The sequence below is a fragment of the Secundilactobacillus kimchicus JCM 15530 genome (genome assembly GCF_001433995.1).
Taxonomy (GTDB): domain Bacteria; phylum Bacillota; class Bacilli; order Lactobacillales; family Lactobacillaceae; genus Secundilactobacillus; species Secundilactobacillus kimchicus.
Window position 1 is genome coordinate 282,733 of record NZ_AZCX01000003.1, and the last position, 26,445, is coordinate 309,177.

The following is a 26,445-nucleotide window of genomic DNA, read 5'->3' on the forward strand; positions in this document are numbered from 1 at the left end:
AAAATCCGTTGCCGATTCGGCTTCCCAGTGCTAAACTTTCGGTATTCAATCAAAAGGAGGTTTCGAACTTATGACAACAGCTCAACAACAACACCAATCAACTAACTTCGAAACCGCCTTATTAGCCTTATTACTATAACTTAGGACTCTGACAATTAATCTGTCGAGTCCATTTTGCGTTATGGAAATGAGGCTCGGCGGCACGAACACCTCATTTCTTGTAAATGAGGTGTTTTTTTGTTTTTCAACTACGACGTTCAGAAAGGATTGATCATTATGACAAAGAACATTCAATTTTTCGACACCACATTGCGAGACGGAGAACAAACCATCGGCGTCAACTTCAGTATCGACCAAAAAGTAGCTATTGCTAAACAGTTGGAGGCCTGGGGCATTGACGTGATCGAAGCCGGTTTTCCAGTGGCTTCGGACGGGGATTTTAAAGCCGTTGAAGCTGTCTCACACGCCGTGACCAAGGCCTGTGTCACGGGGTTGGCACGGGCCAAAAAAGGAGACATTGATGCGTGCGTCAAAGCCACTCAAGCAGCGGCCCATAAACAAATTCACGTGTTTATTGCAACCAGTCCTATTCACCGCAAGTCTAAGTTACATATGAGCCAAGATGAGGTGATCGCAAGTATTCAAGATCACGTGAGCTACGCGCGTCGGTTCTTTGATATCGTTGAATTTTCACCCGAAGACGCAACCCGGACCGAACCGGATTTCTTGGTTCGAGCCGTTCAAGCGGCCATTGATGCTGGGGCTTCGGTCATCAATATTCCCGACACCGTTGGCTATACCAATCCCGTAGAATTTGCGGCGCTCTTCAAGAATCTCCGAGAAAACGTGCCCGACTTCGATAACGTGACCTTTTCAGTTCACTGCCACGATGACTTGGGGATGGCGGTTGCGAATAGTCTGGCCTCCATTGAAAACGGGGCAACGCGGATTGAGGGCACCATCAACGGGATTGGTGAACGGGCCGGCAATGCGGCGTTGGAGGAAGTGGCTGCGGCCCTGTACGTCCGGCACGATTACTATGACGCTGATAATCGGATCAACCTCTCGGAGACGAAACGAACGAGCGATATGATTAGTGATTTTACCAATATGGCTGTGCCACATAATAAGGCGGTGGTCGGCGCGAATGCTTTCGCTCACGAATCTGGTATTCATCAGGATGGCATGTTGAAAAATCCGCAAACCTACGAAATTCTGACGCCAGAGGTGGTTGGTGCTCACAAGACCACCTTGCCACTTGGTAAGCTGTCCGGTTCCCATGCCGTGATGACGAAGTTGCAAGAAATGGGGTACAACGTGACCCGGGCCGATATGACGTGCATTTTCCCCATCTTTAAGGCGAAGGCCGATACCACGGACGTTGTTTCCGAAGCCGATTTGAGAATCATTATGAAACATGTTAGCGAGGTGTCTGCGTAATGAGCCAAAAACCCTACCAAATTACCGCATTGCCTGGTGACTACATCGGTCCAGAAATTATGGCGGCCGGCTTACGAGTCCTAAGGGCGGTCACTGCCGACCAAAACTTTGATTATACCGTCACCGAATACCCATTTGGCGGTGCTGGGATTGACGCAGCCGGTGATCCCTTACCAAAAGAAACGCTAGCAGCAGCCAAAGCCAGTGACGCCGTGTTACTAGCAGCCATTGGCGGACCCAAGTGGGACGGGGCAGCTCGGACACCTGAAACCGGCTTGCTGGAAATTCGCAAGGCCTTGAACTTATTTGCCAATATCCGGCCCACCGCAATTAGTCCGGTGATGCAACGGTACTCACCGATTAAAAATGAAGACCCAGTCGACTTCGTCATTGTCCGGGAACTAACCAGCGGGATTTACTTTGGCACCCCCCGGGAACGGACTGCTGATTATGCCCTAGATACTATGCGTTACACAGCAAGTGAAATCGAACGAGTCGCCCGGGTGGCTTTTGAAATGGCTAACCGTCGACACCAGCACGTGACGTTGGTGGATAAGGCTAATGTCTTAGCGACCAGTAAGTTCTGGCGCGAAGTTGTTGGGCGAGTGGCCACCCAGTATCCGGCTGTCACCTTAGATTACTCATACGTTGATGCGGCGGCAATGAAGATTATTGCCAACCCCGCACAGTTTGACGTGATCTTAACCGAAAACCTCTTCGGCGACATTTTAAGTGACGAAGCCGCTCAGATTACTGGATCGCTAGGCACCATTCCATCGATGAGTTCGGGGGCTAACGGTCCGGCTCTATACGAACCCATTCACGGATCAGCACCGGATATCGCCGGTCAGGGAATCGCTAATCCATTTTCAATGATTAAGTCGGTTGCCATGATGTTGACCAATTCCTTTGACCGTCGCGACTTGGCGGCTACCATTAATGCGGCTGTTGATCAAAGTATCGCGACGCACATTGTCACACCGGATCTCGGCGGCAGTGCCACGACCGAGGAAGTCACCAACGCTGTCATTCAATCAATTCAGGAAAGCAGGGTCAGTTATGAACCAAACCATGTTTGATAAAATTTGGAATCAGCACGTCATTGAAGGTCAACCGGGTGAGCCCCAGTTGATTTATGTGGATCTTCATTTACTCCACGAAGTCACGTCACCTCAGGCCTTTGAAGGGTTACGAGAAGCTGGTCGAAAGGTGCGCCGGACCGACAAGACCTTTGCGACGATGGATCACAACGTGCCCACTGAAGACATCTTTAACGTTAAAGATGCGATTTCGCGAAAACAGATTGAAACGTTGGGCCAAAACGCTAAGGAATTTGGCGTTCGGTTAGCCGGAATGGGCGACGAACGGCAGGGGATCATTCACGTCATCGGCCCACAGCTTGGTTTGACGCAGCCCGGGATGGTCATCGTGTGTGGCGACTCACACACGGCCACCCACGGCGCATTTGGGTCCATCGCATTTGGGATTGGGACCAGTGAAGTTGAACACGTCTTGGCCACGCAGACCATCTGGCAGACCAAGCCGAAAACCATGGGAATTCACGTTCACGGCAAGATGCCGGCTGGCGTCTACGCCAAGGACATTATCATGGGTATTATTGCGCGTGAAGGGGTGGCCTTTGGGACCGGCTATGGTGCCGAATTTTACGGTGACACCATTGAGGCTATGAGTATGGAAGAACGTATGACATTGTGCAACATGGCGATTGAAGGTGGGGCCAAAATGGGGAGCGTCCGGCCGGATCAGACGACGTTTGATTACGTGGCAGGCCGGGAATACGCGCCGAAGGATATGGCGAAGGCTATCGCGTACTGGCAGCAGTTCTACACGGACAGCGAGGATGCTTTTGACCGGATCATCGATTTTGATGTCAGCGAATTGGCCCCATTTGTCTCCTGGGGAACTAATCCAGGAATGGCCGTGCCCATTGACCAACCCTTCCCAGCCATTAAAAATGCCGATGACCAGAAAGCTTACGATTACGTGGGATTACAACCTGGTGAGACAGCTGATCAGATTCCAATCCAATACGTCTTCTTCGGCTCATGCACCAATGGCCGCTTGTCGGATCTGAAAATTGCCGCCAATATTTTGAAAGGGCACCACATTGCTGACGGAGTGACGGCGTTGGTGGTGCCGGGGTCCCGGACGATTAAGCACGAAGCTGAAAAACTGGGAATCGACCAAATTTTTAAGGCCGCGGGCTGTGATTGGCGGGAACCGGGATGCTCGGCCTGTCTCGGAATGAATCCGGATCAAGTGCCAGCTGGCATGCACTGCGCGTCAACGTCAAACCGAAACTTCGAAGGGCGCCAAGGGGCTGGTTCTAAGACCCATCTCGCAAGCCCTGCCATGGTGGCTGCAGCTGCCATTCACGGCCACTTTATTGATATTCGAAAGGAAGCCATTTAGATGGAACCCATTACGGTGATCAACGGCACCAGTGTGCCACTCATGAAGGATAACATCGATACAGACCAATTAATTCCTAAGCAGTTTTTGAAAAATATTTTGAAGGTTGGTTATGGTCAACACCTATTTTACGATTGGCGGTATCAAGAAAATGGTCAACCTAATCCTGACTTTATCTTAAACCGGCCTGACCGGCAGGGTGCAAGCATTCTGGTGGTAGGGGACAATTTCGGTTGCGGGTCCTCTCGAGAACACGCTGTCTGGGCGCTTAAGGACTATGGGTTCAAGGTTGTCATCGCCGGTGGTTACTCAGATATCTTTTATATGAATAGTACCAAAAACGGATTTTTAGCCATTATCTTACCCAAAGAACAGCGTGACATTTTAGCTGCAGCTCCGGCAGATGCCGTCATTACAGTGGATTTGCCGAATCAGGTCGTGGAATACGATGGGTACCGCTTTGAATTTGATATTGATCCGCTGTGGAAACATAAGTTTGTTAACGGGCTCGACGATATCGCAATTACCATGGGCTACGAAGACGAAATTGAAGCCTACGAAGCACGGATGCCTAGCTTCAATTAGCGGCACACACATAGGAGATGGTTAAATGGAACTACAAAACATAGGGCTACAGACCAGGCTTGATCAAACTCGGGAATCGCCGCTATTCTATAAAATTTTTGGGCTCGTTGCCGGCGGAATGTTTTTGGACGCCGCCGATGTTTACATGGCAAGCTCTGTGGCAAGTTATACCCTTCAGACGGGGTGGTCGACGGTTCAGCTGAATTCGTTGTTTTTATCCAGCGGGTTCCTAGGTTTATTTATTGGCTCCATCATTTCAGGTTTCATTGGCGACTTAAAAGGGCGTCGGGTGGCGTATCAAATCAACCTGATATTGTTCGGTGGTTTTACCTTTTTGGCCGCCTTTTCGCCTAATATGACCTTCTTGATTGGTTGCCGGCTAATGGCGGCTATCGGTTTAGGGTCAGAAATCGTGACCGGTTACTCAATGGTTAACGAGTTCTCGCCAATTCATAACCGAGGAAAGTGGTGTGCCGCGACGTCGTTAATCGCCAATTGTGGGGCGCCGATTACCATGCTAATCTGTACACTGGTCCTGCCCCGTTTCGGTTGGCGCCCACTATTTGCGCTTATTGGGGTTATTGCCGCCATTCTGTGGTATTTGCGGCGTGACATTCCCGAGTCCCCGCGCTGGTTGATTGCTCACGGGCGGAATGAGGAAGCAGAGGCCGTGGTCAAGCAATTGGAGATCACCGGGCGCCAGACGGCAACGCCATCGAAGACACCGGTTTCTCACGACCAAGTGCACCATTCGCTAGGCGTGAGTCTCTTTGTTGCCATTGTGGCTGTTACGGCGACGATTATTTGCCAGTATGCATTCACCTCGTGGGTCCCAACGTTGTTGCTACAACGCGGCATCAACATCTCAAGTTCCCTGGGTGTTTCAACAATCATGATGCTGGGGGCGCCAGTGGGCTGTGCCATTGGGGCCACGATGATTGACCGAATTGGGCGGAAAAAGACCATTGTCCCAGCCTTTTTGCTGACAGCCGTTTTTGGCATGATGTATGCGCACCAGTCCAGTATGGGCATGGTAGTTTTGATTGGGTTCTTACTCACCACGTGTTTTTACGTTCTGATGGCCAGCGTTGTGGCCGTTTACGTAGCTGAGTTATTTCCCACACAGTACCGGTTCCGAGGATCCGGCATTGCTAACGGCATTGCTAAGTTGATGACAGTCGCCATGCCGATCGTCGTGGCTTGGTTATTGAAAGTTGCTTCAGCTGACGCTATTTTCTGGGCAATCAGTGGCATTGCATTATTTGCAGGAATTGTGGTTTGGGTCTTCGGTGATGAGACGAACCAAAAAGAAATTGGTTAGGTAATCAGTGACGCGGTGTTGCGGTGGTTTTGCAGTGTCGCGTCTTTTATTAGGTATCAGGAAACGATAAGATCGCTGATTTTGGGACGTCATTTCCCATCATTTTAGGGTTCTGACCTATAATGAGTGGGTGACGATAACCTAAGGAAAGCGTGATACGACAATGATGACTTTTGATGCTTACACAAATGATGAAAAAATCAGCTACTTAAAGGCCCAAGCACCGCATGCCGACATCCACGTGGATGATGCAGTGACTCAGAAATACTCAGCAAACGGTCGTGCGGCTAGTGAAATTGATGGCAAAATTCTAGCGTACGTCGCTGTTTCCGATGTTGATGATATTAAAGGCGTGCTGAAAACGGCCCGCAGATTTCATTTACCAGTTGTTCCTCAGACCGCTGATAGCTCAACGGTGATTGGGGCTGACGGCATTGATGGTGGGTTGATTTTATCAACGGCAAACATGACGACGATTAAAGAAATCAGCCCGGATGATGGGGTCGCAGTGGTTGAACCCGGCGTGGTCAATGGGGACCTCGATAAGGCAGCGCGCGAACACGGGATGTTTTACGCACCAGACCCTGGTTCTAAGCCATTTTCATCAGTTGGTGGGAATGTCGGCACCAACGCGGGTGGTATGAGCACGGTTAAATACGGGGCTACTCGTGATTCCGTGCTGGGATTAAAGGTAGTTTTGGCGGATGGCAGAGAGATTAAGATTGGTGGACGAACCTACAAGCAGGCCTTTGGCTACGACCTGACCCACCTCTTTGTTGGCAGTGAAGGGACGCTTGGCATCGTGACTGAAATCACCGTTAAGCTGTTCCCAATTCCGTTGGGGACCTCGGTCATGGGAAGTGCCTTTTTCCCTGATATGGCGGCATTGGCCGCGACAGTTAAGGACTTGCGGATGTCGGGCATTTACCCGGTCATGCTGGAAGCGCTAGACGGGAAAACAACGGCGGCGTTGGATGAGTATGAAGGTACCCACTATGCGGAAGGAAACGACGCGATGCTGATTTTCCGGTTAGATGCGGGTGGTCAGGAAGCCCTAGACGTTGCTGAGAAGATCCTTAATGATCATGAGGCAAAGCACGTTCACGTGACCTCTGATGAGACCGAGAAAAAAGCCCTTGAAAAGTTGCGTCAAGACATGTTACCAGCCGTATTTGCACACGGTAACCACATTATGGAAGACATGGCCGTGCCGCTATCGAAGCTGGCTGAAATGGTTGACTACGTGAACCAAGTGGCCGAAGAACTTGACGTGGATATTTACACGGCTGGTCATGCGGGAGATGGCAATGTCCATCCAAGTCTCTTATGGCCAAAGGATCAACCGGAACCACCGGCTAAAGTTCTGGAAGCCACTCGCCGATTGCTGAAAAAAGCACTGGAACTCGATGGTACCATTTCGGGTGAACACGCCGTGGGGATGCTGAAGAATCAGTGGACGAACGCGGAACTAGGATTTGATGTTGATATGATTCAACACCAAATTAAGGACCTCTTTGACCCAATGGGCATTTTGAACCCAAAGCGCAAGATTAATTAGACTCGAAGATGAGATGATTCTGCCGTCACCCGATATTGTTGGGTGGCGGTTTTTGATTGGGAGTAATTTCCCGGGAAATACGAAAGTGATGAGACAGCATGGGAAAATAAATATTTCGGATGAAGTCTCTCGGGCATTTGATCTAATAGGAGATTAGCAAGTATGATTTGCGTGACAAATGCGTTTGATACTTGCTAGTATTACCTGAGATCCCCATGTACAGTTTTTAGGAGGCGTGTGAGTTGAGTTTTAAAGATGATTTAAGGATGATGCGACACCAAGCCGGGTTAACACAGGAAGATTTAGCACAAAAGTTACATGTGACTCGCCAAACAGTATCAACTTGGGAGACAGGTAAAAATAGGCCTAACCTGGAGACTTTACACACCTTAAGTCAACTTTTCAACGAGCCACTCGAAAAACTATTATTTGGGGAGGAAACAAAAGTGGACAAAGTAAACCGACACTCTGTGGCCAAAAAAATTGACCATGATGTTAACTTAAAGAAGCGCTATCGTTTTTGGACGATTAGCCTAGCAAGCCTACTGACATTAACCGTCGCGGGTATTGGTCTGTTATTGTTTGGATATTATCAAGGGATTGATACAATCGACCGGATTAATCCTTTTTTGTCCTATGAGGTGGGGTACACAAAGCTCCCTAGTAGCTCAGAAATTAGTCCGCGAAATAAAAAAACGGATGGCTACTGGACCGCTTGGTTTACTGATAGCCCGATGGGAAATGAGTGGACAAAGTTGACCCTAACCACGGGAGAAAACCCGGGCCTCAAAGACCCGTATGTCATGGCCTACCACAAAGGGAGTTTTGTTAAAGAGGCCAGAATTGTTCCCCGAACTTATCTGAGTAAAGCATATGTTAGTAATCTAAAAGGATTGGAGACGTTGTTAAAGACCAAGAATACGCCAGACTACAAACTGTTTCAGCATCAGATTCACGTTTCCGACACGATTCAAGATCTGTCGGAAGAGTGATCGACTGAGGAGATGGCGGTTGCCACGTTCTATTGTTTTAGATTTTAATTGGTAAATTAAAAAAACGCCCTGATGAGGGCGTTTTTGAATACAGTCAGGTAGTAAAGGGGTCAGACTCTAATCCAATACCTTATAAGCGGCCAACAACGTCACATCGTCGGTTGCTGCGAGTTGGATCTTTAACTCGGCTAGCTGAGCCTTTGACATAGCGTGCGTAATGACCATCACCTTTGCCCGTTGTTCGGGACCGTCAGTTTGGACAATTTGTTTGAAACTAGCCCCAATGTTGGTCATAATCTGGGTGAGCTTGAGCATTTGGCCCGGGATGTCAGGCATCGACAGGGAAAGGTAGTAGGGGTAAAGAATGTCGGCTGGGTCCGCGTACTGGGTCTGAGTCTGATAGTTATTAAACCCGTTACCAGTCGTGCCTAGTGCGATATTTTTGGACTCCGATATAATGTCGCTCAACACACTATTAGCGGTGGGTAGACCACCGGCACCTGGGCCGTAAAATAAAGTTTCTCCCACGGCCTGGCCCGTTACCATCACAGCATTATTTTCGTTATTAATTGTTGCGAGCGGGTGGTCAGATGGGACCAAAACGGGGGCAACTTCAGCAAAGACACCGTCGTCAATGCGTTTAGCGACGCCGAGTAGCTTGACGGTGTAACCTAATTCGGCGGCCTGGGTCACGTCATCGAGTTGAACGTTATCGATCCCAGTGACGGCCATTTTATCGAGGCTAAGTTGGGTGCCGAAGGCAAACTGACTGAGAATGATCATCTTGTAGGCGGCGTCAATGCCGGCCACATCGTTGGTTGGGTCGGCCTCAGCGAAGCCCAGTTTCTGAGCCTGTTGCAGGGCTTCTTCGTAGGACCGCCCGTGTTGTTGCATCTGGGTCAAAATGTAGTTGGTGGTGCCGTTCACGATTCCTTTAACTTCTAAAATATGGTCGGCAGCAAAACTATTCACGATGGTTCGCAAAATAGGAATGCCGCCCGCGACACTCGCTTCATACATGAGGTCAGTGTGGGTATCACGCGCGGTGGTGGCCAGTTCCTCGCCGGCGTTCGCAATGAGGTCTTTGTTAGCTGTGACGACGTGCTTGCCAGCTTGTAGTAGTTGGGTAATAATTTCTTTGGCCGGGTGAATGCCACCCATGACTTCCACCACGATTTGAATCTCGGGGTCGTCCATAATGGCGTTTAAATCACTTGTGAGTTGAATCCCCGTTAAGTCGACGGTTCGCGGTTTATCGATGTTATGCACCACAATCGTCTTGACGGTCAGGGATCGACCGGTAATATTGGCGATTTTATCCTGGTTGCTGGTCAACATTTGGAGCACGCCACTGCCGACGGTTCCGAGCCCGACTAATCCGATTTTAATATCTTCCATGATAGACTAACCTCTTTCGTTTCAAATAGCATTGAGCTAAGTATATCAGAAGAGATCAGTATGAGGAAACTATTAGAAATAGAATCGAGAATAGTTTTTACAATCTTATATAGATAATTAGAAATAAAATAAACCACCACAGAAATTAATCTGTGGTGGTTTGGAAGACTACTTATGCCTTGGTTAGGGGCTTAAGCAGTTGTAGATTGGTTGTGTAGGTTATTTGGTATAGGGTTACTATAACGCATTTTAACAGGAAATTCACGTTAAATTTGGAATTTCCAGGCGTAGATAATTTATATTTAATTTATATTATAAGTTAAATCAGAGAATCCGTTAATTGCCGAAAGCCATCTTAGCGGGGTGGGCGTGCTATAATCAGTTTAAAAACAAGGGGGAAGCACGATGATCATCCGTGAGTTAACAGCGGCAGATAGGCCAGCGGTTGCCGACATTTATTTAGTAGACCGACAACGTTTTTTCCCTTGGGTGGCACAGCCGGAATTAGCTGATTTTGAGCGCGATTCCAATCATGAACTAGTGCTCGTGGCTGAAATTGATGGTGAAATTGCCGGGTTTATTTCCTTTTACCGGTTGGAAAACTTTATTCATCTACTCTTTGTGAGTCCGAAACATCAACGTTGCGGCGTTGGTCATGCCCTGATTGAGGCCATGCGTCAGCAAGCCACCGCACCTATGACGCTGAAGTGTGTGACGACAAATGAAAACGCCCTAATTTTTTACCGGCGTGAGGGCTTTGAGATTATTCGTGAAGACCGGTTCGCTGTCCCAAACAACTATACGTTGAAGGACACGCATGAGGAACGGTATTGGTATCGGTAGTTAATGATTTAGGTCTGCTAGTGGGGCCGATACAAACTTTTTATTAAACATGACGCGGCCAAGCTGGTATTCATCCGTGTTGAACGTCATGCGTTGGCCGTCCTTATCCTCCAAGGTGAACGTCGTCGCTCGATTGTATTTGGCAAAATTCTTACGAACATACAGTGATCCGTACGCGGAACGGTTCGGTTCACGATCGGCGTGAACGTATAAAATATCGCGAAGAATCATCGCCTCGGTTGAATCGGGATGGTTGATTGTCACTAAAATGCGGCGGTATCGTTTGACCATAGCGGCCTCCTTTCTGGAAAACACTGATATTGTAGCATAACGCAGGGTGGTTGGTTAGACTGCTTAGTTGTCACGCGAATAATGGTGTGATGGAAAAATAGCCAGCGAGCCTATTTTTGATTAGGCCGTCGCCAGCAAATTTGATTTTATTTCACGAAAATGGCGTTTTGATAGAATAGAAATCTAAAAATCGATTTCTAATTCGTCAAAACGCCATTTTTGATGTTGCTATTTCTGATTATTCTGCCAACTGTTTAGGAACGGCCCGTCCGCGGTGGTGATGATGGTGACCGCCTTCTTGTTGGAGCATTAGTTGCTTTGTGCGCTCCCGTTCAATTTGGAGTTGTTTTTTGAGGTTTCGGGTGCGGGCTCGGCTGGCAATCCATACCGCAACGGGGACGGTAGCCACAGCAACAGTAGCCGGAATTAGCCAGGGGTTGACCTCGACGATGGCAGTGCCATCTTGAACTAAGTCATCAAGTAAATTCAATGCAACTTTCTTCTTAGACATTAAAAATCACGCTCCTTTTCTCCATGATACCTTAAAAACGGTTAATTGACTGCGGATTAATCCTAAAATTTTAAAGCTTGAGCTGTTGCTCATCAGTGGAAAGTGGGAATCCTTTTTTGAAGGTTGTTCGCAGGAAATGCAAGAGTGGCGGGGTGACCTTTAATTCGTCTAAGTCAGCAAGAGAGAAGGTATACCGGATGGCCCTTTCGTCGCCAGCAATTACTTTTTGCACCCACTTTGGCTCACGAATAAGTTCGCGCCCCAACGCTGCAAATTGGACGCCGTCGCTCATGAGCTGTTCCACTTGCGACGGGGTGGCCAAGTGACCGACTACCATGAGTGGCAAGTCGTCAGCGACAACGGCTTGGATTTTTTGGAAAATCGGCGTGGCCTCTGATCGGTCAACGATGGATCCCGCCCAGGCATCGGCAAGTGAGATGTGGAGGTAGTCAATTGGTTTATAGTTGAGGAGTTTGATTAATTCAAGGGTGTCTGCCAAGCGAATGCCGGGTTCTTCCCGTTCTTCAGGAGAAATCCGGTACCCAAGAATAAACGGCCGATCCGCCTTGGCAATGACATTGGCGCAAGCATCGACGACGGCGAGGGGGAAGGTCATGCGTTTTGACAGCGACCCGCCAAACCGGTCCGTGCGGCGATTGGAATGTGGGCTGAAGAACTGCTGCATGAGATACGTATTGGCACCGTGGAGTTCGACCCCATCAAAGCCGGCGTCAATCGCGAGTTGCGTTGCATTGGCGAAATCCTGAATGGTCTGTTCAACTTCAGCGGTTGTTAATGCCCTCGGCGTCTCGGCATTTGGCCGTAACGGGGCTACCGCACTAGCCGAGACGGGTTGCTGGCCACGTAAAACCGCTGTTGAGGTCATTCGCCCAGCGCTGAAGACTTGTAAAATGGCCTTGGTGGGCCCGGCTTTGATCCCCTGAGCCAGCCGACTTAAGCCAGGTAGCATGGACCGGTCAGCAGCACTTAACTCACCTTCGTATCCTTTACCAAGGGGGTTCACGTAGGCGCAGCCCGTAATCAACATCCCCACGCCACCCGCGCGTAACCGGTAATAGTCAATTTCGTCGTTGGTGATGGTACCGTCTTCGAAGCTGGATTGCTCAGTCATGGGTGACATGGCGACCCGGTTAGCGATGGTGACGCCGTTGCGTAGCGTGTACGGTTCTAGAAATTGATAAGTCAAAGTGATCATATCCCTTCTATGTTGTTTTCCTTAACTATAGTCGTCTTATTGGGGGATTTCAGGATTATCATAACAAAAACCCGTAAACCTCGGCTTACGGGTTGATGTCAATATTGATGCCAGAGACTTTCTGGTGAATAGAGTATTTTTAACGTGTTACTGTCAGCTGTGGCGGATCCTTGACTTACAGGATATGGCGGTAATATGTTTTTTGATTGGCCACCAATGCCGCGGCGGAAGTAAATCTTTATTGGCGTTTGGTCAGACAACAGCCCTGCGTAAAAGTTTTGTTGCCATTTACCATTGACATAGGTGAAATCTGTAAAACTGATCGGCATGTTAGTGTCAATGTAACGGTAATGGGTCGCTTTCTTTGTATCAACAGTTAACGTTGTTCTTGTTGGGTCTGTTAATCCATAGGCGATCCCAGAACGGTACTGAAATCGATTGGGAAATTTCAAAATGTTGGTGGTTTTAATGTAGGCCAGATTGAGCCCGTTTTGGACAACCGATAACGAGCCCTTTTTAAGGGTGTAGATTTTATCCGCTCGATTGTACGGGTAGCGTCGCATCAAGCTATAGCTTGGTAAAACGTAACTGACTGGGGTATAGATGATGTCGCCCGTTGGCCCGGGTTGAGTGGTTGAATCGTAACTTTTGCTGCTCTTAGCAGTGGCTGCATCGTAGAATGCCTGAAAGCTGCCGGCACTATACCACTCATTTCCGGAAACATCGTAGCCAGTTCCGATATCGTCATAGTGGTTGTCCATATATTCAACAAAAGGAATCATTGTGAGGGATTTTGTGGAAGCGACTGGTCGCATCACGATTCTAAAGTTTTGCCAGCCCTTGTAAGAAGCGGTCAATGTTCCAGTTCCAGTGATGCCTTCTGCTTTGTTGGTCGCTTTAATAAAAGCTACAACTTTATTGATTTGGGCGGTTGTTGGTTTCTTAGCAAATGACGCATATGAAGATATACCAGTCAGGTTTGGTTTCGCATAGGTATAATTTTCTGCCGAGTTTACTTTGTTCCAATCTTTTTTGGCGATACTGCTGTAAAGAACGTTAACGTCGCTATTTTGAACGTATGATGCAGTGGGATTTTTCCCACTAGTTAAGTAACCTCGCCAGACATAACCATTTGCGTGACCATTACTGATCTGATAGTATACGCCCTTTTTTTGACCGGATTGTAAAATAACCGTTTGGATTCGGCTCCATGTTGTTCGTGGATAGTTTTTCATATTATGTAACCGCTTGGTATGTGAAAGATTCCATAGGTATACATTTGTACCACGATTCTTTTGATGAAAGTCAGGAAATGGGAATTCCTGTTTGACGCGTTTGACGACGCGATAAGAAGCCGATGCGTCTGGAACCTGGGTGATTCCGTAGGCGATTCCCAAGCCGATTAGTAGTGCAAGACTACCCTTTATAAGTTTTCTTTTCATGATGAACCCCCTTAATGAACTTAGCTTAACATAAGTTATTAAGAGGGACAATTTGCAAAGGGGCTTCAATTTGGTAAACGATACGTCCAATCCCTAGAATTTCGGTATAATAGCTATATGATATCTGAAAAAACAACACAAAAGCAACTATCATTGCTCCACCAAACCTGGCCCCTCCACGGGCAGATGACCGTTATTAAAAACGGGGTCTTTTCACGACCAGAGCCGACGTTTCGGGCCCCAGCTGAAAAAATTCACCGCGGATTGGTCTTTTCCTATCAGGGGAAGCTTTTTCGGGAAGGCTGGCTATGGGCGATTTCGGACGGCCGCTATATTCCGTATCAGCGGGTCCGAGGGCACCTACCACGATCGGTTCGCAAACGCCGGGTCGGTGGGGTTAACTGGTACCGCGCTGGCCGCGTTCTTGATACGGCCGCCAAGCAACCACTCGCGGGCATTTGGCCCTACAGCTCTGAACGGCACGTGGCTGATCGTGGTCAGTCGATGACAGTGGAAGCGGTAAGGCCGCTTCTGCCCACCAAAGTTGAGCAACGCGAGCTTCAGCGCGTGAAACAAGCCATCGCCCGGGTTCAACAACCGGACAGCGTCGTGATTGCCCACCTGACGGACACCCATTTTAGTTCCTATGCTAGCCCGTCGACCGCTCGTAGTTTGCACTATCTCAAGACTGTTAGCTATTACGCCAAGGATACGGCGCTAGACTTGATCGTCCACAATGGGGACCTGACTGATGGGGTCGTGGATAAACGCTATGAACTGACGGACATGAAACAGGCGGTGGCGGCTTTGCAACTGAGCCAGCGTCCGGTCCTAATCAGTCAGGGGAACCATGACGATAATTCGGGATACGCTAGAGACGTTGACAGTCAGTTCTACGATCAGGTTATCACTAACCCGGAAGCTAACCAGATTAAAGGGGCCACTTTTGCGGGGCTGTTAGATAACCGACTGGTGACAAATGCCAATCACGCGGTCTACGGTCGCTATAAAGTCCCAGATTCGCCGGTTAATGTGATTATCTTAGACGGTTTTGACCAACCGGATGACTTGCCAGGATACCGTTCCCGGTACGATTTCCGTCACGGTTGGACGCATTTTTCGCCAGCCCAACAAACCTGGCTACGAGAAACGTTAACGGCGTTACCTGACGATGAGATGGCCTTAGTTTTTACCCACATTATGCCCCACGGACTGCCGTTCGACCGGCATGGGAACTACAACGAATTTGCGGCCACTAATCAGCGTGGTGGCGCGGATGAGGGGGACGCGATCCGGGCTATTTTGCGGCAGTATCAACAGCGTACGGGTAACCTCATCGCAGTAGTGGCCGGCCATACGCACATTGACGACTACGCCTACCAAGACGGAATCAACTGGATTGTTAGTACGTGCGCCATCACAGACCGGGGGCTTGGTCGCTTGAAACGGCGATTTAACACCCGCTATGAACAGGCGTGGGATGTTTTTTCAGTCAATCCAAGTACCCGGGAACTGTACCGAATTCGCTACGGGTACCATAACCGCAGGGGGTTCTTGGGCCGGGTGCACTGGCGTGGATTTAAGGGGAAATTTACATTTTAAAGACAAAAAAGTTCTGATCTGGCCGCGACCTGATTAGAACTTTTTTGGTTTGGAAAGGGGTTGGAGTGTTTCACGTGAAACAAGATTAAGTTGGTTTTCCCAAGGTGTTAAATGAGTTAAATGTCACAAATAGACAGAATCCAACAATACGAAACGGCCACAAAGGTTAGCGAATAATGAGACCGGTGCTCCCTGCTGACGTTTTGCTGTCTGCATATTCTATTGTTTAATAATTATGCGGCTTATGTAGAGTGCTAGTAGCGTCGCTATGACCGCGCTAGTCCCCACAGCTAGAAAAGATAAATTTTGATAGAGAACGCCACCTAGCGATGACCCTACGGTTAGGCCAAGATAAAGAAACGAACTATTCAAGGACGTCATCGTTGTGCGGCTTTCAGTCAGTACCGTTGCGTTGTGGGTTGTTAGTTGTGGTGCGCCGATCCCTTGAGCAAATGCAAGCACGGCCAACGCAAGTACGAAGGCCACCAATCCAGATGCAATGCCAAGACCTAAGTAGGCTAGAATGCTGATGATTCCTGCAACTGTCACTGCTCGCCTCATGCCCAGATAATTACCAATCCAGCCACCAGTAAAACTGCTAATGAAATTGCTAACCCCATACGCGACAAACACCAGACCAGTCGCTCCGACCGAAAGCGAAAACTGTGTTTCTACATAGAGGCCGAGGTAAGTGTATACCGCGTAGAAGCCATACATCCACAGTAACATCGCCACTAATCCTAACCACGCGCGCCGATTTTTCAATATTCTGACATAATGTTGTAGTGGATTAGTAGAAATGACGTTTGACCGATTGTCACGAGTAACCAGAAAGGCGATAAGCACGACTGAAACAAAAGCAAGTTCCGCTGAAACAAAGAAGGTCCATTTCCAGCTTAACCAGTCAGCGATAAAGGAACCAGTTGGTACGCCGATGGCAATCGATAAGGATAATGCTGACATCACGATACCCATAATTTTCCCAACAAGCTGACGGCTGAATTGACTACCTATGTAGGCGTAAACATTCGGTGTAAACATGGCAGCGCCCAGCCCGGCCAAGGCACGATATGCCCAGAATTGATAAAGCGAGGTTGCAGTGCCGCATAAAGCGGTTGCTAACATAAATAGGCTGAGTCCGAGCAGAATCATTTGCTTACGCGGCCATCGTTCTGAGAATGGTGCAATGATCGGCGCCCCTACTGCGTAACAGACGGCATACATCGTGACACCAAAGCCGATTTGTGTTACTGAACTGTGCAGCTCAGTAGCTATAGTCGCCAACAGCGGCGAAATAATGAATGAGTCTAATCCAACAATGAAAACGGCAATGAAGAAGCCGAACACGACTAATTTTTGCTTAACTGATAATCTGTCTGACATGAATATCCCTCCATACTTGTTTCTGTATTTCCAAAGATTTAGAAATAAAATCTAAAAATATTGACGCCTGTCGTCAAATACAGACGTCATTAAATCAATCTTCCATTTCGAGTGATTCGAGGAACCCGGGCATATACTTCGTGAATGTCTCTTCCCGAAGGGTGATTAGCCGACTTTGTGCATCTTTTCGGGTGGTAGTGAGACCAGCCTCCCTTAAAGTACGGAGGTGATATGAGATCGTCGAATTAGCGATGCCCATCAGATCACTTATTTCACCACAAGCCATTTCGCGATGCGTCGCGTGCAATATTCGCACGATTTCCAGTCGCGCGTCATCTGCCAAGGCCTTTAATATTTTCACTCTAGAGCTATTGTCATGCATGAACATCACTCCTTGGCAATGAGTATACACTTATTTCCATATATGTGGAAGTACAAACTTGAGAGCTAAAAATCAATGTTCGCACTGATGATTCTTCGCACTAATCCGGCCAGCGAATCATGATAAGGTCGTTCAACCTGAAAAAAAGAGGTAAACTACGATTAATGAAATCAGCTCATTTTCTATCACTATTTTAGGAGGGATATTTCATGACCAATAATGATTACCTAGCGCTTAAAGTGCCGTTTTCTGAAAAAGATCAGGTTAAAAAATTATTTGCGCATTGGGATGCAGGAAAAAAGAGATGGTATGCCACAAACCGAAAGTATTACTATAAATTCAGAAATTGGATTCCTGGAGAAATTGTTGTTACCGATTTTATAGGCATTATTCAAGGGGTGGTTACTTGCTGGAAGTGCGGTAGGCAAACCCATGTCTCCTCACCCACGATTACTGCGTTAAACACCATTGATATCGAAGATGGTGGCACCATCACCGATTTTTCAGGGTTTGATGTCTATTCGTTTCCTTGGGAGACCGCAAGCGTTATCATGCCCCAGCAGTTTGTAGAATATGGTCGAAGGACACGTTCAATCAAACGTGTTTTTAGCAAGACTGAGGGACACGCATACTTAGGGAACGTTTGTGAACACTGTACTTCACTTCAAGGGAATTTTTTTCTCTACGATGAACCAGATTCCCCATTTCTCTACGAAAGCACTACGCCATTAGTTATAGAGCGCGTCCGCCTAGGCAATGGTGATTATGTTTTGCCATTTAACAGTATTGATTCTCGAATTTCACCTAATACAGATATTCTTAGCCGCGTTTCATTCGTCGAGTCGAATATGGTCATCGCCGATTACTAACATATTAGTGGACAACGTGAAAAGAAACATCGACAAGGAGTTGCCAGAATTGTGCCATACTGTGTTCACTTGGACGGGGGATGGCTGATCACTTTGAGCTGGTACAGGCACTTTTTGCCAAGGCGGTTAAAGCACACAACGATACGGGCGACAAATTAGAACGTGCATATTGGGTCAGATTATCCAGATGTATATGTGGAGCACAAATCACTTCTGAGAGGTCACCCACTTGTTGGATCGTCGCTATGTGAATGAGTATCTCGATAAGACGGAAAGGGAATTGCGCGACGCAATTGGTAATAACAAAGACTAAGCTCCAATTTTAAAAATATTGATTAATGGAAGGAAATAATATGAAGCTGACGAAGTTGATAATAGATGGATTTCGATCTTATGGAGAACCGACAACCATCAGTTTTGATAATATTACGACACTGATTGGTAGCAACGGGGCTGGTAAAACCACTGCTAAATGCACTAAATAAGATGTTCTCAGTAAATGCTACTGATCGTGTAATTGTTCCAACCGATTTTTTCGTTATTTTTTATTTTTTTGCTAAAAAGCAGTACCACTAACGCCGTCATATCAACATTTGTCTCTCATATTTAACTTAGTAAAGTTTCACGTGAAACATTATTCCGCCACCGACCGTGCTAATTTTCGGTAGTAGTCAATGGATTGGGGATCTAGTCGGAATTGGCTGGCCAAGGTTTGGTCGTCAACTTTGGGATGGTTCATCAGGTAATCAACAACCACACTTTGGTATAGTTTGGTGGGACTCAGCGGCATTCCGAGCTTGGCTTCGTCCGGTTTTAGATACTTGTGCAAACCAGGAAGGGTGAGGTGAGGGTCGTTAGAAAATCGTTGTTTGAGAAAGATATCGGCGGTCTTTTGGCGCTCCTGAATGGGCTTAATGAACTGTTGAAACGCCTGCCAGAAGTGCTGTTCATCAGTGGTAAACGTCGCGGGATCGAGCTGTTGGTAGAATCCGGGCGTTAAGAGTTCACTGACGGTGAATCCTTGGTGGATCAGCATCAGTGTCAGTCGCGTGTAGAAACTCAAGGTCGGATCCGCTAAAATTTCAGGTAGCAGGTATAACCATTTGACAGCAGGTGGCTGAAGGTCGGCCTTGGACTTCCCTTTCAACGTTACAGTGGGGTACTGGCTAATCAATTGATGAGTGAATAGGTACTTAAAATACACGTTGATATGGGACAAAAGCTTGTTGTAAGTGCCATTTGTGATGTGCCGTTGCTTAAGAACCATTCCGAGATACTGCTCAATATCACGGTCAAACAAGCTGTCAACGCGATGATCGCGTTGGTAGCCAACGTTAAACAGGCTGAGATAGTTGAAGAGGTCCGTTAGTACGGAACGGTATTCGGTGATGGTGATGGGCGCCAAGTCTTGACCCGCTAACATGGTTTCAAAACTATCTTGGTAGGGGTAGGCATTGACGGGCTTTTGTTGATCTGACATTCCGGGACCTCCATTCATTGATAAAGTTACTTTAACTTAATTGGGCCTAAAATAAAACCCTTAACCCGTCAAGTCGCGGGTTAAGGGTTTAAAAGACTAGTTATCAGCTTGAACAAAGACGGCGTTCGTCTTATCGTAATCAACATCACGGACAACTTTGTAGCCGCTAAGACCAATCTTAGTGGCGTTGTTGGTACCCGTGGTCGTATCTTTAAACGTCATGGTTTGCGTCATTGGAATATCGGATAACTTCCCGGCGAACTTAATCACCGTTTGGTTGTTGGCATCGGTCTTGAACGTGTAGCGGACGGTGCCTTCCTTATTCAGCGCGTTAGCACTCTTTGCAGCGCTGTATGACTTGTAATACTTCGTGACATTATAGATGGTGACCCGGTTGGTGTTTTTATTGAAATAAAAAGCTTCCATGCCGGATTCACTCTTTTTATTAACGCCGCCAGCAGCGTACCAAAGGGCGTTGCTGTCTTCAATCGTTTTTTGAACGTCACTGGGTTTAGTACTAGTGGGTTCGTTTTTAAAGCTCGCTTGTTCGTGTTGTTTGTTCCCTTGACTTTGATTCCCGCAGGCGGCTAGCACCAGCGCAAGAACGGCTACTAGACTTAGTAGTAGAGTTTGGGACTTCTTCATTTTCAATCACCTCAATAGCTTTAGTATAGCATATCCATGTAACAGCTAGGTGGCTTTTACTTTAAGAAAGTGTGAAAAAGAAAAGTGCGGAACAAGGCGGTTAGACCGCGGAGTGTAAGCGGAATAGGCGGAAACTCCCGGGTTTGGAGTTTTTGGCTATTTTGCTTACACAGTAGCGGTTTGCCTTGAGTAGCCGGATTAAGAAAAGTGCGGAACAAGGCGGTTAGACCGCGGGAAATCACTAATTACCAGTAGACCAAACATATGTTTCTTGGTAAAATTGAAGACATTAGTGATGAGGAGTTGTCAGCATGTCAAAAAAGCGTCGACCGGGTCGTCGAAATCAACAATCGTCTATTATAGGGTATCTCGTCATCTTCATTGTTGTGGTTGTTGGGGCGTTAGCGGTAGATGGCCGCCATTATTCGACCTCAAACAAGGGAAGCTTACTGGAAGAAGCCAGTTCGGTTGTGCGATCCGTGACGCAGGGGGCCAACCCGGCGAATACGGGTACGACAACGGCTAAAGGGACCCAACAGTTAGCTAAGTTAAACTATTCAGGTAAACAAACCGTATTGGTTAATGAAAATCAGCCAACGTTTACGAAGGCTCAGCTCAGTATGAGTCATGGCGCGTGGGCGCATTATGGGGATCTAGATTCCCTCAATCGGGTCACAGGCGCGTCAGCCATGTTGAACCGATCATTGATGCCGACAGCTAAGCGGGAGCCACTGTACGTGAATCCGACGGGTTGGCATAATCGTAAAATTCGGTACAAAGGGGAGACAACTTGGCTGTATAACCGTAGTCATTTATTGGGGTACCAGCTGACCGGCCAAAATAATAATTTAAAAAATCTCATGACGGGCACGCAATCCTTAAACAGTCCTGGTATGGAGATTTATGAAAATAAAATTGCCAGTTATCTGCGAGAAACCACCGATAACGTCCGTTACGAGGTCACACCCGTTTTTCGCGGGACCGAACTACTAGCACGTGGGGTGCACATGCAAGCGGAGTCGCTGCGAACTAGATCGATTCGATTCAACATTTATATTTTTAATATCCAACCCGGCGCTAATATTGATTATCAGACTGGCCGTGCCAAACAGGCGGCGAGTTAGCCGTAAAAGCTTATTCCAGATGGGCAATCCGCCCACGGAATAAGCTTTTTTTTATGCTTAACCGTCGGATTTGCCGAACGGGTTGCCCCTGAATTGAACGGAACCAATCTTTGTGAAAAATAAGTTAGGTTACGTCGAGCTAGGGCCGGTCCGAGTTAAAAAAAGATCGCAAAATTCAAAAAAAGTTTTGTGAAAAATGCAATCGATTACATTTCATTCAAAATATGGTTTTATTCAGAACCACTAGTCAGTAATAACGGCCAAATCAGGTATCGTATCAAGAGTTAATGGTGTTTCTGGAAATAGATAAATAATCAAAATAAAACATAATTATTCAGTGATCAAAGAATTTCACTATCTTGCCCTATTTCCTGTAAGCGCTTACCATTAGTAGCATAATAAACGCGACTTAGATAAACATTTCACTAACTTGAATGTGATTCGGTTGCAGAGAGGGGCATTACGATGCAGTTAGGCAGTGTAGAAGCAGGTGGAACGAAGTTTGTTTGCGCAGTTGGAAATGAGGACTACCGGATCTTAGATCGCGTGCAGTTCCCGACCACAACTCCGGAGGAAACACTTCAAAAAACCGTCGACTACTTCAAACAATTTCCAGAATTACAAGCGATTGGGGTCTCAAGTTTTGGCCCAATCGAATTACGTCGGAATGCGGATGATTACGGCTACATTACTAATACACCAAAGCCGGGATGGAAGGATACCCCGTTTGTGGGCCGACTTCAACAGGATTTTGACCTTCCCATTAGCTGGACAACGGACGTGAATGGCTCTGCATATGGGGAATATGTGATGTCAACGCTGTTTAACGAGAAAATTGATTCGTTAGTTTATTACACAATTGGCACTGGTGTCGGTGCGGGTGCTGTTGTGGACGGCGAATTTATTGGGGATGTGGGTCATCCAGAGATGGGCCACGTTCGGCTCAAACGGCACCCTGACGATCTTGATTTTCCAGGAATTTGCCCGTTTCACGGTGATTGCCTAGAAGGATTAGTGGCGGGGCCAACGTTTGAGGCTCGGACCGGGAAAAAGGGACAGGACGTGCCACTGAGCGACCACACCTGGGACATCATGGCCTTTTACGTGGCGCAAGCAGCCATTCAGGTCACCCTAACGTTGCGGCCAGCCAAAATCGTTTTTGGTGGTGGTGTGGTTAGCGAACCGTTCCTCAAAAAGGTCAGAAGTCAGTTTGACGAGTTGATGAACCACTATGTTGAAGTTGGTGATTTGAACCACTACATTGTGATGCCAAACGTGAAGGAAAATGGCTCGGCGACGGTCGGCGACTTCGCGCTTGCCCTCAAAGAATTACAAAAATAACGCATTAAGGAGCTTTTGAAGATGAAGGGATTAGTATTAACCGCAGTTGAAAAGATGGCTGTTGAAGAATTAAAGACGCCAGAATTAAAGCCAAACGAGGTGTTGATCAACACCGCTTATGCTGGAATTTGTGGGACTGACCACGCTCTATACAAAGGATTGCCTGGTTCCGCTGATGCCGTTCCACCAATCGTGTTGGGTCACGAAAATTCAGGAGTGGTGGCCGAAGTTGGGTCAGAAGTTAAAAATGTGAAGAAGGGTGATCGCGTGACCGTTGACCCTAACATCTACTGTGGCGAATGCTTCTACTGTCGGACGGGACGTCCAGAACTCTGCGATAACCTGTCTGCAGTTGGGGTTACTCGTAACGGGGGCTTTGAGGAGCAATTTACCGCACCCGCTTCAGTTGTTTACCGGATCCCGGACAACGTGTCATTGAAGGATGCGGCAACCACGGAACCTATTTCTTGTGCGGTTCACGGAATTAAGTTGTTAAAATTAACGCCGTATCAAAAAGCGCTAGTCATCGGTGACGGCTTCATGGGTCAATTGTTTGTTCAAATTCTCCAAGCCTATGGGGTTCACCAAGTTGATTTAGCCGGTTTGAACGACGAACGAATGGCTTTGAACAAAGAAAAATTTGGCGTCGTGAACACTTACAAGTCTGGTGTCGACGACATTCCTGCTGACTACGACGTTGTGATCGAAGCCGTCGGTGCACCGGTCACTCAAGAAATGGCAGTTTCAGCAACGCGGAAGGGCGCTCAAGTGTTAATGTACGGGGTTGGTGCACCTGATCAAACCTTCTCAATGAACACGTACGAAGTTTTCCAAAAGCAATTGACGATCCAAGGTTCGTTTATTAACCCCCACGCTTTTGAAGACTCATTGGCACTCTTATCCAGCGGTAAGTTGGATGTCGATACTTTGATTAGTCACGAACTGACCTTTGACACCGTTGAAGACTTCTTGAACGGTCGCATTGAAAACGTCAGCAAGGCCGTTGTTAAAGTAGGTGACTAACATGCGAACTGCGAGTGAAGCGGGAGGTGCTACAATGTCGACAGCAACTGGTCGGACCATCTCAATGAGCAAGTCCATCGCATACTTTGCGTTGTCGTTAGTGATTAACTCCGCTGGTAACGTCATTACACTGGTGACCAGCTCGAAAATCCATCCGTCTTATCTGGGGTCAGCGTACTGGACGGCGGCTGAAGCCAATTTTGCGACAGCCATCAATTGGAACTTGTTTTGGACCTTTTTGATTATTGGGGTTTTAACAACGGTGTTAAACGCCATTTTGATCGGAAAATGGGAATGGGGTCGGGCCCTTGGAAACTTGATTTTCATGGTGCCGTTCTCGTTTCTGATTCAGGTCTTTGAAGACTTTTTCATGGGGAAGTATCCCAGCCTGTTTGCCGGGTTCCCGGATGCTAAGACGCCGGGCATGGTCATCTTCTATGTATTATTGAACTTCTTTGGGGTTGCGATGATTGCGACGGCTATCTCAATCTACCAGCGGGTCAACTTGGTGTTACACCCTGCTGATGACTTGATGCAGGTTTTACGGTTTAAGTATTTTAAGGGGAATGCGAACGTGGCCATGTGGGTGTCATACGTGCCACCGACCGTTTTGGCCATCATCGCGTTTGCGGTGACGCGTCAATTTACAAACTTTGGGCTCGGGACAATATTTGCCCTGCTATTCCAAGGCGGCATTACTGGAATCGCCGATAAAGCCATCTTCCCGCGGCTGAAACATCAAGCCGTTGACGTTGGTGAATCAGAGACCGGTAAGTAGGAGGAGAAAAATGGCGATTAATGAGTATATTACGGGTATCCAACACGTGGGCATTCCCACGGATGATTTGGACAGCACCATTGCATTTTATAAAGGGCTTGGTTTTGAACAAGCGGGACTGTTTCCAAACGGGCAGGAACACTGTGCGTTCATGCGGTTAGGAAACCTAACGATCGAGACGTGGACTGGTGATCCAACCGCTAAAAAGGCGGGCGCAATTAACCATATTTCGTTAAATACCACTGATGTTGAGGCGGCCTTTGCAGCTGCTAAGAAACAGGGTCTGACCTTGGTCAACACTGAGATTCAGTCAATTCCCAGTTTTTGGGATAACGGCATTCGATTCTTTAACATTTTGGGCCCTAATCAGGAAACGATTGAATTTTGTCAAATTTTGTAATCGAGTAACGAACGATTAAAGCAATTTAGTCATAGCGGTGAACTTGGATATAACCGAGTTCACCGCTATTTGTTTGTGTCGTCAGTTTATTGGTTGATAATAAACAGTCGGCTTTAACCTTGTCCAACTTTGTCAAAACGACTACACTATAAGTTAGTCACATTATTTTAGGTTCTTTACAGGAGGCGTTCCATTGCGTAAGTGGGGGAGGATCATCACCAGTATTATTTTGATGATGCTGCTGGGACAGCCGGTTGTTGCTAGGGCCAAATGGCATATTTATCACCAAAAGTCATCGGCCTTAGTGGACTACCATCGTTCCAGAATGCGAGTTGTCAATGATCGAAAAGTTCAGTATAAAAAGGTGCCAAAGCGGTACGCTCACATGAGCAAGTCGAGTACGATTCATGAAATTAAGGCAACTCAGGGGCGTCGCGCGACCTTTAAAACGCGGTACCTATTGCCAAATCCGGGTAAAAATGGCCAGCGGTGGGGTAATCCTCAGTCGATTGCGATCTCTAAAAACCGGATAATGAGCGTTGTCTACTGCCCAACAAATTTGAAGAACAAGGGACGAATTGTGCAGTTCGACTTAAACCGGTTAGACCAAGCTGGCGTCATAGAGGATCCGGCCAGCTTGCAGACAGTTTTTGTCAAACACAAGGGTCATTATTCGCAGGATCAAAAGACCTTGCAACACGCGATTAAAGTTGGCCCGCTATTTACAACCGGTCACGGCCAATCCTTGGCCTATAACTTTAAGACGCACGGATTATATATGTGGCGTGACTGCGAGAAGCGTGCGCGGGTTCCAGTTAATAAGTGGGGATACATCCAACATATTAATGCCAAATCACTGCGACCGGACCGACTGATACGGTTCCGGCTTCGGTCGCACGGATTGAGCGTTCCTGGTGGGCACACACTGGCGTTTGATGGCGCTGGCAACGCTTATTTTTGGACAAATCCCGGCTTTGGCGGCTACATCTATAAGGGCCACATTGGCAAAAAACACGTGACGTTTAGGCTGACGCGTCAGATTCTTAAGCACATCCCTGGGACCCGGATTCAGAGCATGGGATACAATCCGGTGCGCAAGCGGCTTTACCTAATATCAGATGGTTCCATCGCCAGTTTTTCGAGTGCGAAGCTCAAGGGTCGCGGTCATTTGACGAATCGGAGTTTTGATTATTCGGCGTTCACTCCGAAGCGGGAGTTTGAAGGGTTAGCCTATGATCAAAAAGGCCATGCCTATTTGCTTGTGAACCACCAGCCCGAAGTCCTGGTCGCGAATCGCTCATACTAAACGGGTTGTCGTGTCGTCTGCAGGGTGAGGGAAATCAAAAGCGGTAAGCTGAGCCGAATGGGCCAGCCTACCGCTTTTTTTG

Annotated in this window: 26 protein-coding genes and 1 pseudogene; 18 read left to right on the forward strand and 9 right to left on the reverse strand. The window is 47.5% G+C overall.

Annotation, left to right across the window (positions count from 1 at the left end; all coding sequences use genetic code 11):
• The first annotated feature begins 276 nt into the window (after window positions 1-276).
• From FC96_RS05900 to FC96_RS05930, 8 genes and pseudogenes are all read left to right on the forward strand, one after another.
• Window positions 277-1,440, forward strand: a complete 1,164-nt coding sequence (locus FC96_RS05900; protein ID WP_082593390.1) for a 2-isopropylmalate synthase — start codon at window positions 277-279, stop codon at window positions 1,438-1,440.
• Window positions 1,440-2,519, forward strand: coding sequence for a 3-isopropylmalate dehydrogenase (leuB, locus tag FC96_RS05905; RefSeq protein WP_056942348.1), 1,080 nt, complete (start codon window positions 1,440-1,442; stop codon window positions 2,517-2,519). The genes FC96_RS05900 and leuB overlap by 1 nt, the downstream gene beginning before the upstream one ends.
• A complete protein-coding gene (leuC, locus tag FC96_RS05910; RefSeq protein ID WP_056942349.1) occupies window positions 2,500-3,873 on the forward strand; it encodes a 3-isopropylmalate dehydratase large subunit in 1,374 nt (457 codons plus the stop codon). The genes leuB and leuC overlap by 20 nt, the downstream gene beginning before the upstream one ends.
• On the forward strand, window positions 3,874-4,458 hold the full coding sequence (leuD, locus tag FC96_RS05915; RefSeq protein ID WP_055679635.1) for a 3-isopropylmalate dehydratase small subunit: 585 nt from the start codon (window positions 3,874-3,876) through the stop codon (window positions 4,456-4,458).
• 25 nt (window positions 4,459-4,483) lie between these two features.
• Window positions 4,484-5,779: an MFS transporter gene (locus FC96_RS05920; RefSeq protein ID WP_056942350.1), complete on the forward strand. Its 1,296-nt coding sequence runs from the start codon at window positions 4,484-4,486 to the stop codon at window positions 5,777-5,779.
• Between the two features lie 163 nt (window positions 5,780-5,942).
• Window positions 5,943-7,337 (forward strand): FAD-binding oxidoreductase, encoded by a 1,395-nt coding sequence (locus tag FC96_RS05925; protein WP_056942351.1) that lies wholly within the window; start codon window positions 5,943-5,945, stop codon window positions 7,335-7,337.
• Window positions 7,338-7,606: 269 nt separating this feature from the next.
• Window positions 7,607-7,768: pseudogene (locus tag FC96_RS13170) on the forward strand (helix-turn-helix transcriptional regulator); the annotation flags it as partial.
• Window positions 7,769-7,783: 15 nt separating this feature from the next.
• The gene (locus tag FC96_RS05930; protein ID WP_235804733.1) at window positions 7,784-8,329 is read left to right on the forward strand and encodes an XRE family transcriptional regulator; all 546 of its coding nucleotides are present in this window, start codon (window positions 7,784-7,786) and stop codon (window positions 8,327-8,329) included.
• Window positions 8,330-8,446: 117 nt separating this feature from the next.
• Here FC96_RS05930 and FC96_RS05935 read toward each other — a convergent pair whose 3' ends face one another.
• Entirely contained in the window at window positions 8,447-9,727 is a 1,281-nt protein-coding gene (locus tag FC96_RS05935; protein WP_055679638.1) for a homoserine dehydrogenase, read from the reverse strand.
• A gap of 405 nt (window positions 9,728-10,132) precedes the next feature.
• Between FC96_RS05935 and FC96_RS05940 the strand changes: the two genes are divergently transcribed.
• On the forward strand, window positions 10,133-10,570 hold the full coding sequence (locus FC96_RS05940) for a GNAT family N-acetyltransferase (protein WP_056942353.1): 438 nt from the start codon (window positions 10,133-10,135) through the stop codon (window positions 10,568-10,570).
• Here FC96_RS05940 and FC96_RS05945 read toward each other — a convergent pair whose 3' ends face one another.
• The 4 genes from FC96_RS05945 to FC96_RS05960 form a co-directional block, all read right to left on the reverse strand.
• Window positions 10,571-10,861: a hypothetical protein gene (locus tag FC96_RS05945; protein ID WP_056942354.1), complete on the reverse strand. Its 291-nt coding sequence runs from the start codon at window positions 10,859-10,861 to the stop codon at window positions 10,571-10,573.
• A 238-nt stretch (window positions 10,862-11,099) separates the two neighbouring features.
• On the reverse strand, window positions 11,100-11,372 hold the full coding sequence (locus tag FC96_RS05950) for a hypothetical protein (protein WP_056942355.1): 273 nt from the start codon (window positions 11,370-11,372) through the stop codon (window positions 11,100-11,102).
• 70 nt (window positions 11,373-11,442) lie between these two features.
• Window positions 11,443-12,588, reverse strand: a complete 1,146-nt coding sequence (locus tag FC96_RS05955) for an NADH-dependent flavin oxidoreductase (protein WP_056942356.1) — start codon at window positions 12,586-12,588, stop codon at window positions 11,443-11,445.
• Window positions 12,589-12,686: 98 nt separating this feature from the next.
• Window positions 12,687-14,030 (reverse strand): hypothetical protein, encoded by a 1,344-nt coding sequence (locus tag FC96_RS05960; protein ID WP_056942357.1) that lies wholly within the window; start codon window positions 14,028-14,030, stop codon window positions 12,687-12,689.
• 117 nt (window positions 14,031-14,147) lie between these two features.
• On the opposite strand from FC96_RS05960, the gene FC96_RS05965 reads away from it, so the two are divergent.
• Entirely contained in the window at window positions 14,148-15,632 is a 1,485-nt protein-coding gene (locus FC96_RS05965) for a metallophosphoesterase family protein (RefSeq protein ID WP_082593373.1), read from the forward strand.
• A gap of 219 nt (window positions 15,633-15,851) precedes the next feature.
• Here the strand turns inward: FC96_RS05965 and FC96_RS05970 are convergent, their stop codons facing one another.
• Together FC96_RS05970 and FC96_RS05975 are read right to left on the reverse strand one after the other, a co-directional pair.
• Window positions 15,852-17,015: an MFS transporter gene (locus FC96_RS05970; protein ID WP_055679643.1), complete on the reverse strand. Its 1,164-nt coding sequence runs from the start codon at window positions 17,013-17,015 to the stop codon at window positions 15,852-15,854.
• A gap of 94 nt (window positions 17,016-17,109) precedes the next feature.
• Window positions 17,110-17,403 carry an ArsR/SmtB family transcription factor gene (locus FC96_RS05975; RefSeq protein ID WP_338055561.1) on the reverse strand — a complete coding sequence of 98 codons (294 nt, stop codon included), beginning with the start codon at window positions 17,401-17,403 and terminating at the stop codon, window positions 17,110-17,112.
• A gap of 203 nt (window positions 17,404-17,606) precedes the next feature.
• Between FC96_RS05975 and FC96_RS05980 the strand changes: the two genes are divergently transcribed.
• A complete protein-coding gene (locus FC96_RS05980; RefSeq protein ID WP_056942359.1) occupies window positions 17,607-18,266 on the forward strand; it encodes a DUF5710 domain-containing protein in 660 nt (219 codons plus the stop codon).
• 353 nt (window positions 18,267-18,619) lie between these two features.
• Window positions 18,620-18,751, forward strand: coding sequence for an AAA family ATPase (locus FC96_RS12720; protein ID WP_162253149.1), 132 nt, complete (start codon window positions 18,620-18,622; stop codon window positions 18,749-18,751).
• 149 nt (window positions 18,752-18,900) lie between these two features.
• On the opposite strand, the gene FC96_RS05985 is transcribed toward FC96_RS12720, so the two are convergent.
• Window positions 18,901-19,746 carry a hypothetical protein gene (locus FC96_RS05985; protein WP_055679645.1) on the reverse strand — a complete coding sequence of 282 codons (846 nt, stop codon included), beginning with the start codon at window positions 19,744-19,746 and terminating at the stop codon, window positions 18,901-18,903.
• Window positions 19,747-19,842: 96 nt separating this feature from the next.
• A complete protein-coding gene (locus FC96_RS05990) occupies window positions 19,843-20,391 on the reverse strand; it encodes a hypothetical protein (RefSeq protein ID WP_056942360.1) in 549 nt (182 codons plus the stop codon).
• A 311-nt stretch (window positions 20,392-20,702) separates the two neighbouring features.
• On the opposite strand from FC96_RS05990, the gene FC96_RS05995 reads away from it, so the two are divergent.
• The 6 genes from FC96_RS05995 (at window position 20,703) to FC96_RS06020 (ending at window position 26,363) form a co-directional block, all read left to right on the forward strand.
• Window positions 20,703-21,515, forward strand: a complete 813-nt coding sequence (locus FC96_RS05995; protein WP_056942361.1) for a DNA/RNA non-specific endonuclease — start codon at window positions 20,703-20,705, stop codon at window positions 21,513-21,515.
• Between the two features lie 465 nt (window positions 21,516-21,980).
• Window positions 21,981-22,856, forward strand: coding sequence for a fructokinase ScrK (gene scrK / locus FC96_RS06000; protein WP_056942362.1), 876 nt, complete (start codon window positions 21,981-21,983; stop codon window positions 22,854-22,856).
• A 21-nt stretch (window positions 22,857-22,877) separates the two neighbouring features.
• On the forward strand, window positions 22,878-23,879 hold the full coding sequence (locus tag FC96_RS06005) for a zinc-dependent alcohol dehydrogenase family protein (protein WP_056942363.1): 1,002 nt from the start codon (window positions 22,878-22,880) through the stop codon (window positions 23,877-23,879).
• A gap of 34 nt (window positions 23,880-23,913) precedes the next feature.
• Window positions 23,914-24,657 (forward strand): DUF6198 family protein, encoded by a 744-nt coding sequence (locus FC96_RS06010; RefSeq protein ID WP_235804729.1) that lies wholly within the window; start codon window positions 23,914-23,916, stop codon window positions 24,655-24,657.
• Between the two features lie 10 nt (window positions 24,658-24,667).
• Window positions 24,668-25,057, forward strand: a complete 390-nt coding sequence (locus FC96_RS06015) for a VOC family protein (RefSeq protein WP_055679647.1) — start codon at window positions 24,668-24,670, stop codon at window positions 25,055-25,057.
• Window positions 25,058-25,250: 193 nt separating this feature from the next.
• Window positions 25,251-26,363 carry a hypothetical protein gene (locus FC96_RS06020; protein WP_338055562.1) on the forward strand — a complete coding sequence of 371 codons (1,113 nt, stop codon included), beginning with the start codon at window positions 25,251-25,253 and terminating at the stop codon, window positions 26,361-26,363.
• The last annotated feature ends 82 nt before the right edge of the window (window positions 26,364-26,445 follow it).